This is a genomic window from Oceanobacillus bengalensis, from assembly GCF_003628445.1.
Lineage (GTDB): Bacteria > Bacillota > Bacilli > Bacillales > Amphibacillaceae > Oceanobacillus > Oceanobacillus bengalensis.
Genome location: NZ_RBZO01000054.1, coordinates 1 through 11,078, shown reverse-complemented (window position 1 = coordinate 11,078; position 11,078 = coordinate 1). Strand labels below are relative to the sequence as shown.

Genomic DNA, 11,078 nt, shown 5'->3' with positions numbered 1-11,078 from the left:
TCTGGAAATTCTGTTTCTCTCTTTCTTCCAGTCGTTACACCTCAGTGTCGTCTCTGTCCTGAAAAGAAACAGAAATAGGCGCTGATGTCAGCACCTTGTGCAACTGCCCGTCGCACAAAAAGCTCCTAAATTTAGGAGCTTTTTATTATAAGGCTTATTTACTATTATTACGGTTACGGCTGTTTTGGAATTTACCTTTACGGTTTCTTCCACCTTGATTGCGGTTGCCACCTTGGTTTCTTCCACCTTGATTACGCCCACCATAATAACGTTTATTATTTGATCTTCCGCTACCTTGTGCTTTCTTAACACTAATAGGTGCAACAGAAGAAATTTGTACTGGTGTATCTCTGCGTTCTTTTGTTAACATTTTCAAAGCTGCAGCAATTACTGTGATAGAATCATTTTCTTGTAGCAATTCATTTGCTGCTTCATGATAATCTTTCAATTCCTGTTGATTAATTGTCTTTTGCAACTTATCAATTGTTACCTGTTGTTTACCTCTTTGTGCATCTTTATTTGTTGGAGGCATCAAACGTTTCATTTTACTTTTTGTAACTTTTTCAATCAAGTGTAACTGTGCCATTTCTCGCGGTGTGATGAATGAAATTGCTTCACCTGTTCTACCCGCACGACCCGTACGACCGATTCGGTGTACATAGCTTTCTGGGTCTTGAGGAATGTCAAAATTGTAAACATGTGTAACACCAGAAATATCTAAACCACGTGCAGCAACATCTGTAGCTACAAGTACATCGACACGCCCGTTTTTAAATTTGTTTAAAACAGACATACGTTTACCTTGCGTTAAATCACCATGGATTCCTTCTGCACGATATCCTCTAGCTTGTAAACCTTCTGTTATTTCATCTACACGTTTCTTGGTACGGCTAAATACGATCGCTAAATCTGGAGAGTTAATATCCAGGTGATTATTTAATGTTTCAAATTTGTGCTTTTCTGGTATCTCAATAAAGAATTGATCGATATTTTCTACCGTCATTTCTTTCGCCTTTACTTTAACTTCTTTTGGTTCCTTCATTAAATGGGTTGCAATATCACGAATTTCCTTCGGCATTGTTGCTGAGAATAGTAATGTTTGTCTATCTTCTGGCATTCCTTTTAGAATTTCACGAATATCATCAATAAAGCCCATGTTTAGCATTTCATCTGCTTCATCTAAAATAGCAATTTGTACATTGCTAATATTAATCGTTCTTCTTCTCATATGGTCGAGAAGCCTACCTGGTGTTGCAACAACGATTTGTGGACCGTCTTTTAGTGCACGAATTTGTCTATCCATATGCTGCCCACCGTAAATTGCTAAAGCTCGTATTCCTTTAAATTTAGCTAAACGATTTAATTCCTCTGCAACTTGAATTGCAAGTTCTCTTGTCGGTGCAATTGCAAGTGCTTGGATTTTTCTTAGTTTCGCATCAATCTTATCAATTGTTGGAATACCGAATGCTGCTGTTTTTCCTGTTCCTGTTTGTGCTTGACCAATAACATCATTGCCTTCTAGAGCAAGTGGAATGGTCTGTGCTTGAATCGGTGTTGACTCCTCAAATCCCATTGAATTCAATGCTTTTAGTATTTGGGTTGAAACACCTAGTTCGTTAAATGTAGTCACCTAATTGTCTACTCCTTTTTTTGTGAAAATTTTTCGCAAAAGAGGCCCTATATTTTTCTCATACTTTATTTTTTTAAATAGTTTTTCCAGCCTTGATAAAAGGTAAACACATATCATGTATTGAATAGAAGATTTAAAAAATCGAATCAAAAATCTTTTTTTCCGATTGGTAAAGTATAAAAACGGCGTCACCAGAAATTGGTAAGAGGCCTCAATAACTATGCAAGTTATATCATAACACACTTAAGTTCATGATATCCACTAGACAGTAAGTGATTTTTCTTAACTAGCATGTTAAAATAAATCTATTCATTGTCTCATTAAACAGAGAAAGGGAAGGTCTTTTATGCGGATCCCTCCGTTTAATCCATATATAGCACTAGTAATTGGTGTGATTTCCGTATCAGCAGCAGCTGTTTTCGTTAAGTTAGCAGATGGTGCTCCGGCAGCAATTATAGCGAATTATAGGTTGCTATTTGCAGTACTCATCATGTCTCCGATTATCTTTACGAAATACCGGCATGAATTACAATCAATTAATAAGAAAAATTGGACCCTCTTGTGTTTTGCTGGTGTGTTTTTAGCCATTCACTTTATTCTTTGGTTTGAGTCTCTAAACTATACTTCCGTCACGAGTTCTGTTGTACTAGTAACCATGCAACCACTATTTGCCTTTATCTTAACTTACTTTTTCTTTGGGGAAAGATTCTCTCAGGGTACGATCATCAGCATTATTATCGCTATTCTTGGAAGCGTTATTATCGGATGGGTAGACTTTCTCAAAAGTGGAACGGCACTTTTCGGTGATATTCTTGCTTTACTCGCGGCAATCTTAATGGCTGCATACCTTATACTTGGACAACAAACCAGAAACAAATTATCATTAATGACATATACCTTCATTGTGTATGGCGTAAGTTCAATCACATTATTTTTCTATAATTTAATCATGCAACACTCCTTTATTCATTATCCTATAGAATATTGGGCAATTTTTGTTGCCTTAGCCATTATCCCAACCTTACTTGGCCAATCGTTATTTAATTGGGCACATAAATGGCTTAGTCCTGCAACCGTTTCGATGGCCATTATCTTTGAACCCATTGGGGCAACAATCCTTGCGTACCTTATTTTAAATGAGACGGTCACAGGGTCTCAAGTTCTTGGTGGAACAATTGTAGTTTTCGGTTTATTTTTATTGATTTTAAGTACATCTCGTAAATCCAGTGTTACAATATCAAAAAAGATAAGAGACTAAAAAAGTAGGTGAATACATGAATATTCAATTAATGACAGATAGTGGTGCTGATATTCCAAAACGTTTACAAGAAGCATTAGACATTAAAATCGTACCTTTATACTTACACTTTAGCGATGGCGGGTACAAAAGTGGAGTTACATTAGATTTAGCTGGCTATCATCAAAAAGTAAAACAATTAAAAGAATTACCAAGGTCAGCAGCACCTAGTCCAAGCGATTATTATGAAGCGTATAAAGAGATAGATCCAGATACCCCCATCCTTATGTTAAGCATTTCGGCTGGTTTAAGCTCTACCTATGAAAATGCAGTAACAGGCAAAAAGATGCTTCTTGAAGAAGAGCCTAACCGAAAAATAGAAATAATCAATACAAAGACTGCTTCATGCGGTATGTCGCTTTTATTACATGAGGCTGGTGAAAAGATAAAAGAAGGATACGACCTTTTAAATCTTGCTAACCATCTAACTGAAAGAGTAGAACAAACAACAACACTATTTGTTTTAAAAACATTAGAAAATTTAGTTCTAGGCGGCCGTTTGGATAAAGTAAAAGGAACAATTGCCAAAACACTTAATATTAAATTGTTAATGCGTGCTAGTGATGAAGGAACAATTGAAGTAACAGAGAAAGTTCGTGGTGACAAGAAATCAATTAGAAAATTTATTGATCAAATAGGTGAATACACGAAGGATTTTGAAGATAAAATTATCTCGATGACACATTGTAATGACGAAAACCGTGCAAAAAAGGTTCTTTCTGAAATCCGAGAGAAATATGCTTTTAAGGATGCTTACCTCACAGATACTGGACCATTAATTTCAACATATGGTGGTGAAGGTGCACTCGTTATCTCCTTCTTTAAAGATAAATAAAAGGAAATCGGTGTCTTGACCGATTTCCTTTTATTTTATTTAATGTACTTCTATTTCCTTACTTCGACTACAAAGAAAATCATAAACCATATGATTTAACGTATCTTTGTCATCACCAAGACAAATTTGGTGGCGAGAACTATCAAAAAGAACAACTTCCTTTTCCTTTGAATCGATTTCCTTGTCAAGATAATAAACGGTCTTGTACGGTACCATACCATCTTGCTGACCCTGTGCAATGAGTACAGGAACCTTTACCTTTTTAAGATATGGTCTTGTATACTTAACTAATTTCATAAATTCAATATTTGCCTTCATTGGTACCATTCCAAGCTTATTTTTATAATGTAAGTATAGTTTGTTCTTGTTTAATATTCCCTTAAAGCCATCTCCAACAACCATTCCAATGTCAAGTGCAATTTGTTTGACTGATAAGTATTTTCTCGAAGCAGATAGTAATACAAGCTTATCTATTCTATATTTTGCCGCTAAATAGGCAGCAATCATTCCTCCCATTGAAAAACCAATTAAATATATTTTATCATACTCTTTTCTCATCCTATTTAATGCAGTTTCCGCTGCGGTTATCCATTCCTTGTAAGAGGCTCCTTTTAAATCAAGCTCCGTACCATGACCAGGCAATGTAGGAATCTCAATATGCCAATCTGTTCTTTCCTTTAGATAATCTGCCAATGGATTTACTTCATATGGTCCGCCAGTAAACCCATGAATAACCAAACATCCAATCATAAGAATCACCTCGCTCTTGTGAGAATTGAATGTTTTTAAATTTTAACAGTTATTTTATAGCTGCTATGCATTCTTATCCTCTCTATTATTCGAGAATTTATTAGCTAAAATTTTAAAAACGAATTACTGATTTGGGCTTTTCCGATTTTGTAGTAGAAGCTGATTTTAATCAGCTTCATGCTCTAAAGCTTTTTAAGAAACCATTGAATTGCTGAATAATCGGAGCTACCTGATGATAGGTACTTGCCAGTTGTCCTACAGTGGTTAAAACTTTATCAAAATCTAATTGTCCACCATCCTTTTGAAATTGCGAAGCTAGATTTGGTTGCTGCTGCATATTCGCTTGTTGATTCATTTCTTGTCCCATTGGTTGTTCAACATCATATGGTGTGTTATTTGGCCAATTCATTGGTTGCTCTGGCTTTTGGAAATAATCGTAGGGCGTTTGATTCGGATTTTGCTGAAACTGGGAAGGATAGTCCTGTATTGGTACATCTTGATGAAACGCTTGACCATAGTATTCATAAGGCATAAAAGAGCGATAATTTGGATGTGGACGAGGAGTTTGATAATAATGATTTCTTTGCATCATAAATAACACCTCTTTATATTCATACCTATTATAAAATATGATTGCTTGCATAAAAGTGTGTATCCCGATATTTGTTGAGAGGCTTTTATATAAACAAGTATTTCAGCAATTAATACTTATTAGATTTCATAACAAAAGACAAACATTTTTCGACAAATATAAAGATAATGTATGTAAATTATCTGTAAAAGCACAAAAATGTACTAGCAATTTTCGCCAAAATAGTATTTAATAAATAGGAAAGATACTATATTTTCTAAATACACAGAAGGGATAAGATGAAAAAATTATTTAGTCTTATGCTAGTACTTGCATTAGCACTTGTTCTAGCAGCATGTGGTGGATCTGATGACACAGATACAAGTAACGGAGTAGAAGGAACGGACGATACAGCTAGTGAAGCAGAAGAAAGCGAAGGAATGATTCCTGAAACATTAGTTATTGGATTTGTACCATCACAGGATTCAGATACAATTGCTGATACAATTGAACCTCTAGCAGAACGATTAGGAGAAGAATTAGGAATTGAAGTTCAAGGTCAAGTAATGACTAACTATAATGCTTTAGTTGAAGCTATGGGAGCTAACCAAGTACAAGTTGGATTTATCCCTGCATTCGGCTATGTTTTAGCAAACGAACAATATGACGTCGAAGTAATTCTTAAATCCATTCGTTATGATTCAGGTACATATAAAGCACAATACGTCGTGCGTGCTGATTCTGGTATTGAAACCCTTGCAGATTTAGAAGGTAAAGTTTGGGCTTATGGTGACCAAGGCTCTACATCAGGATACCTATTCCCGGCAAATGAATTAATGGAAGAATTCGGCTATGATACAGCTGCTGAATTAGAAACTGAATTTTTTAGTGGAACAGTACAATCTGGTGGACATGATAACTCTGCACTTGCAGTTTATAATGGTGATGCTGACGTAGCAACAACTTTTGATGATGTTCGTACAGAACTTGAAGAAGAATACCCAGATGTCATGGACAAATTAACTATCTTAGATTACACACAAGAAATTCCGAATGACACAATTTCTGTTACAAAAGAACTTGATGATGAATTTGTTCAAAAAATTAAAGATGTATTCCTTTCTTTCAATGAAGACGATGAAATGATTAAAATCATGAATGAAGTTTATAACTGGGATGCAATCGACGAAGCTAGTGACGAAGAATATCAAGTAGTTAAAGATACGTATGCTAAATTCAAGGATAACATTGAACTTTAATATTGATTAACCAGTAAGGGGAGATTACCTCCCCTTTTTTTCCTGACTTACTATAAATCTACTGTAAATAATTACATAAGCATATCAATGGAGGATACATAGAATGATAGAATTCAAGGATGTTAATCTTGTATACCCAAATGGGACTCAAGGATTAAAGAATGTTAACGTTAAAATAAATGACGGAGAGTTTGTCGTCATTGTTGGATTATCTGGTGCAGGAAAATCTACTTTTATTCGCAGTATTAATCGACTAGTAACTCCAACCTCAGGCTCTCTTCTAATAGATGATGAAGATATATTAAAATTTCATGGCAAAGATTTACGAAAACTCCGTACAAAAACTGGCATGATTTTCCAAAACTATAATTTAGTCAAACGATCTAATGTTTTAAAAAATGTTTTAGCTGGTCGTTTAGGACATACAGGAACATTACGTTCCATTTTAAATCTATATAGTAAGGAAGATATTAGTCTAGCATATCGAAGCTTACAACGTGTTAATATCGATGAAAAAATATATAACCGCGCGGATGAACTAAGTGGTGGACAACAACAACGTGTTAGTATTGCACGTGTTCTTACACAGCAACCAAAATACATCTTAGCTGATGAACCTGTTGCATCGCTTGACCCACCAACATCACATCAGGTAATGACTTACTTAAGGAAAGTCAATAAAGAAGACAATATTACTACTATTGTTAACCTTCACTTTATCGATATGGCAATGGAATATGCGGATCGAATTATCGGTATGCGTGCTGGAGAGGTTGTATTTGATGGACCTGTATCTGAGGTTTCTGAACGTACATTTGAAGAAATCTATGGTCGCTCCATTCGCGAGGATGATATGCGTGGGGGGGCAAATGAATCGTGACAAAAGAAAACAGTTCATTAACTCCTAAGAAAGTACCATCGATTTATCCATCTAGGACGAAGAAACAGGTTACCTTTATTTTTCTTGTAATACTCGGTATATACCTGTTTAGTATGTATTGGACACAAAGAGAGATGGTTGGCGGCATTGGTGGAGCACTTGGGAACATGTATACGGTTATCGAGAAGTTTTTCCCTCCAAACTTTGCAGTTCTTCCAGCACTTTTGGACCCAATGATTCAGACGATTCAAATGGCTATTATTGCAACAACCGTTGCAGCGATTTTAACCATACCTTTAGCTATATTATCAGCACAAAATGTAACAACATTTAAACCTATTTACTATGTAACAAAAACGTTTTTAAATCTTTTACGTACGATTCCAGACCTAGTATTGGCGGTAATCTTTGTAGGATTATTCGGCATTGGTTTATTCCCGGGTATTTTGGCTTTAGTAATCTTCTCCTTAGGAATATTAGCTAAATTAGTTGGAGAAACCATAGAATCTGTTGATATGAACCCATTAGAGGCGATGCGTGCTTCTGGAGGAAACCCGCTTCAAGTTATCTGGTATGCACTTGTGCCACAGGTTTTACCACAATATACATCCCTAGTACTATACGTTTTCGAAATTAACATACGTGCATCAGTCGTATTAGGTTATGTAGGTGCAGGTGGTATCGGACTTATATTAAATCAACAATTAGGGTTCTATAACTATCCGAATGCCATGGCAATTATCATTGTTATTTTTGTAGTTGTTATTATTATTGAATATATTAGTAATAAACTAAGGGAGGCCCTAATCTAATGGAAAATCTAATACTCCCTCCTAAACCTAAGAATTCATTATTTAAAAAGATTAAGGTAATCGTTATTACTATTTTAGTTATTGCATTATATCTATGGACCTTTACAAGTATTGACATTGACTGGGGACGTGCTATAGAAAGAGCACTCAATAACTTTCAAAGAGTAATACCTCGTCTATTTAGTCCAGATTGGTCAGCAGCTGGAGAAGTTGCACTTTCTATGCTAGAAACAGTATTTATTGCTTTTGCCGGCTCCTTAATGGCTGCACTTCTATCGGTGCCTTTAGCATTTTTAGCCGCAAACAATATGATGGGCAAATATCTTTCTGTAATAGGAAAGTGGATTTTATCTGCTGTACGTGCTTTTCCAGATTTAATCTTAGCAATTCTTTTTGTCGTTGCTGTTGGTCCAAATGCCTTCGCTGGTGTACTAGCCATCGCGATTGGTTCAACAGGTATGCTGGGGAAAATGTTCTCAGAAATTATTGAATCCATCGATATGCAAGTTGTTGAAGCCATGCAAGCGAATGGAGCAAATAAAATACAGATTCTGTTCTATGCGGTTATGCCACAGATTATTCCTGAATTCCTGTCCTATGCTATTTATCGTTTTGAAGTAGATATTCGTGCTTCATCCATCCTAGGTATTGTAGGTGCTGGAGGTATTGGTACAATGATCATCTTCGCATCGAACAATCGGAACTGGAATGAAATGGGAATGATCTTACTGGCAATTATTGTAGTCGTTACTATTATCGACTTTGCTTCTTCTAAAATTAGAAATAAAATTGTCTAACATACTTATGAGGCTGGGACAAAAGAAATTTAGTAAAGAAAAATCCGAACTATGAGTTTAAATCCTCCATTAAATTCAAATTAATGGAAGACTTTGTATAGACTTCGGATCTATTTAATTTGACAGTTTCGTTCATATCAGTCTACGCATTCTGCCTACGCTATATTGAGTGCTCTAGATGTTATTAAAGCTATCGAACATAAAATTACGTTCTGGGCAGTTTTTCCTCGCAAAAGCATCGTTTTTTTAGTGGAAATCCAGTAGAGCAGGAGCTTAGTGGAGGAAAGACACGAAGACTCCTACGGGAGGCTCACCAGCCGCCCGTGGAAAGCGAAGTGTCTTTCCGGAACGGAGTGCTTAAAACAATTCTGAATTAAATATATCTACACTTTACATCAACTATGAATTAATATTCAATTATAGAAATTAACATTCGAAGATTCCTATGCTATAATATTCGTTTTTTGATTGAAAGGTTTTAGTTTTGTCCCAGCCCCATCTTATTTACATAGAGAGGATGCATTACTTTGAAGAATTTATCTACAATTACCTTGCTGTATACGAGTGACATCCACGGAAATGCCATGCCTATTCTTTATGGTACAAATAAGAAAGTTGACGCGGGCCTTGTTAAATATGCAACTGCTGTTAAAAAGGCCCGTCAGAACAACGAAAACGTTATTGTTCTCGACAATGGCGATTTAATCCAAGGCACACCACTTATGACTCACTACGTAAAAGAACATACAGATAAAGAAAATCCAATGATTGGCATTATGAATCAAATCAATATTGATGCTGGTGTTATTGGAAACCACGAATTCAATTTCGGAGAGCAAATATTAGCTGATGCTATTGAACAATCGAATTATCCATGGTTGTCAGCAAACATTATTAATACGGAAACAGGAAAACCACAGTTTGGTCCACCTTACATAATAAAAACATTGGAAGACGGAATCAGAGTAGCAATTGTCGGAGTCACCACACACTACATTCCAAACTGGGAATCACCGAATCATATTAAAGGACTTACTTTTAAAGATGCTTTTTCTACGTTGAAGAATTGGGTTCAGTATATTCGCAAAAATGAGAGGCCTGATGTATTAATTGCTTCCTATCACGGTGGATTTGAAAAAGATATTGAGACTGGTGAGCCAACCGAAAGCTTAAGCGGCGAGAACCAGGGATATCAAATGTGTACTGAAATTGAGGGCATCGATATTTTACTTACTGGCCACCAGCACCGAATGCTAACAGGAATCATCAATGATGTACTAATTATTCAGCCAGGAAACAATGGTCAAGCATATGGCGAGATACAAATCACCCTAGAAAAGACTGATAAATGGCAGGTAGTACAAAAGGAAGCACATCTTCGTTCATTAGAGGATGTTGATGCTGATGAAAAACTATTAACATACATGAATGATCTAGAATCATCAACACAAAACTGGCTTGATCAACCTATTGGATATATTAATGGTGACATGACCATTCATGATCCGCTTATGGCAAGAATAAATAAGCATCCTTTTATTCAATTTATCCAAGATGTACAGGTGGATGCAAGTGGAGTAGATATCTCAGTCACTTCTCTGTTAAATAATAGCTCAAAAGGTTTCAATTCTGTTGTAACAATGCGGGATATTGTTTCAAATTATATGTATCCGAACACACTTATCGTATTGGAGCTTTCAGGCTGTGATATAAAAACTGCACTAGAGAAAAGTGCAGAATACTTTGAAGCCGGTAGCAATGGTGAAATCACCGTTAACCCTGTATTCGAGGCACCCAAACCTCAGCATTACAATTACGATATGTGGGAAGGTATAGACTACAAAATAAATGTAGCAAAACCAATTGGAACAAGAATTGAAAACCTTTCGTATCACGGAGAACGTTTAGGTGAGAATCAAAAATATCGGGTTGTATTAAATAATTACCGCGCATCAGGCGGGGGCAATTACAAAATGTTTCAAAACAAAACGGTAGTAAAGGAAATTCAAAAAGATGCTGTCGAGCTTATCCGAGCATATTTCGAGAAAAATAAAACGATTGAAGCATATGTAAGAAAGAATTTTGTTGTATATTGTAATTAAAACAAACGTTTGAACTAATTTTTCGGGTTTGTCAAATAAAGTGTGTAAATTAAAACTTACTCAAGATACTTTAAAACCCGTTCTTTTAGATTATCATGAAGGAGTAGTTGGTTCATAACCATTGCCCAGTTTTGGAAATGGCCAC

At 35.8% G+C, this 11,078-nt stretch carries 10 protein-coding genes; 7 read left to right on the top strand and 3 right to left on the bottom strand.

The genetic code is table 11. The features are described from left to right. Positions 1–154: 154 nt before the first annotated feature. Positions 155–1,630, bottom strand: coding sequence for a degradosome RNA helicase CshA (gene cshA, locus D8M05_RS19295; protein WP_121134699.1), 1,476 nt, complete (start codon positions 1,628–1,630; stop codon positions 155–157). A gap of 346 nt (positions 1,631–1,976) precedes the next feature. Between cshA and D8M05_RS19290 the strand changes: the two genes are divergently transcribed. Then, the gene (locus tag D8M05_RS19290) at positions 1,977–2,888 is read left to right on the top strand and encodes a DMT family transporter (RefSeq protein WP_121134697.1); all 912 of its coding nucleotides are present in this window, start codon (positions 1,977–1,979) and stop codon (positions 2,886–2,888) included. Positions 2,889–2,904: 16 nt separating this feature from the next. Continuing rightward, positions 2,905–3,762 (top strand): DegV family protein, encoded by an 858-nt coding sequence (locus D8M05_RS19285; RefSeq protein WP_121134695.1) that lies wholly within the window; start codon positions 2,905–2,907, stop codon positions 3,760–3,762. Positions 3,763–3,801: 39 nt separating this feature from the next. Here D8M05_RS19285 and D8M05_RS19280 read toward each other — a convergent pair whose 3' ends face one another. Continuing rightward, the gene (locus tag D8M05_RS19280; RefSeq protein ID WP_121134693.1) at positions 3,802–4,512 is read right to left on the bottom strand and encodes an alpha/beta hydrolase; all 711 of its coding nucleotides are present in this window, start codon (positions 4,510–4,512) and stop codon (positions 3,802–3,804) included. 175 nt (positions 4,513–4,687) lie between these two features. Then, positions 4,688–5,104: a YppG family protein gene (locus D8M05_RS19275; protein ID WP_183072869.1), complete on the bottom strand. Its 417-nt coding sequence runs from the start codon at positions 5,102–5,104 to the stop codon at positions 4,688–4,690. 278 nt (positions 5,105–5,382) lie between these two features. Between D8M05_RS19275 and D8M05_RS19270 the strand changes: the two genes are divergently transcribed. The 5 genes from D8M05_RS19270 (at position 5,383) to D8M05_RS19250 (ending at position 10,933) form a co-directional block, all read left to right on the top strand. After that, complete coding sequence (locus D8M05_RS19270; protein ID WP_121134689.1) at positions 5,383–6,342, top strand: phosphate/phosphite/phosphonate ABC transporter substrate-binding protein; 960 nt, start codon at positions 5,383–5,385, stop codon at positions 6,340–6,342. A gap of 103 nt (positions 6,343–6,445) precedes the next feature. Further along, positions 6,446–7,222, top strand: a complete 777-nt coding sequence (gene phnC / locus D8M05_RS19265; protein WP_121134687.1) for a phosphonate ABC transporter ATP-binding protein — start codon at positions 6,446–6,448, stop codon at positions 7,220–7,222. Then, the gene (gene phnE / locus D8M05_RS19260; protein ID WP_121134685.1) at positions 7,219–8,034 is read left to right on the top strand and encodes a phosphonate ABC transporter, permease protein PhnE; all 816 of its coding nucleotides are present in this window, start codon (positions 7,219–7,221) and stop codon (positions 8,032–8,034) included. The genes phnC and phnE (D8M05_RS19260) overlap by 4 nt, the downstream gene beginning before the upstream one ends. Further along, positions 8,034–8,831, top strand: coding sequence for a phosphonate ABC transporter, permease protein PhnE (gene phnE / locus D8M05_RS19255; RefSeq protein ID WP_121134683.1), 798 nt, complete (start codon positions 8,034–8,036; stop codon positions 8,829–8,831). The genes phnE (D8M05_RS19260) and phnE (D8M05_RS19255) overlap by 1 nt, the downstream gene beginning before the upstream one ends. 527 nt (positions 8,832–9,358) lie before the next feature. Further along, entirely contained in the window at positions 9,359–10,933 is a 1,575-nt protein-coding gene (locus D8M05_RS19250; protein ID WP_121134681.1) for a bifunctional metallophosphatase/5'-nucleotidase, read from the top strand. Positions 10,934–11,078: the final 145 nt, after the last annotated feature.

Excerpts from the sequence above, each read along its gene's own strand:
- D8M05_RS19290 (WP_121134697.1), top strand. The coding sequence starts at position 1,977 with ATGCGGATCCCTCCGTTTAATCCATATATAGCACTAGTAATTGGTGTG.
- D8M05_RS19275 (WP_183072869.1), bottom strand. The coding sequence starts at position 5,104 with ATGATGCAAAGAAATCATTATTATCAAACTCCTCGTCCACATCCAAAT.
- D8M05_RS19285 (WP_121134695.1), top strand. The coding sequence starts at position 2,905 with ATGAATATTCAATTAATGACAGATAGTGGTGCTGATATTCCAAAACGT.
- phnE (WP_121134683.1), top strand. The coding sequence starts at position 8,034 with ATGGAAAATCTAATACTCCCTCCTAAACCTAAGAATTCATTATTTAAA.
- phnC (WP_121134687.1), top strand. The coding sequence starts at position 6,446 with ATGATAGAATTCAAGGATGTTAATCTTGTATACCCAAATGGGACTCAA.
- D8M05_RS19280 (WP_121134693.1), bottom strand. The coding sequence starts at position 4,512 with ATGATTGGATGTTTGGTTATTCATGGGTTTACTGGCGGACCATATGAA.
- D8M05_RS19270 (WP_121134689.1), top strand. The coding sequence starts at position 5,383 with ATGAAAAAATTATTTAGTCTTATGCTAGTACTTGCATTAGCACTTGTT.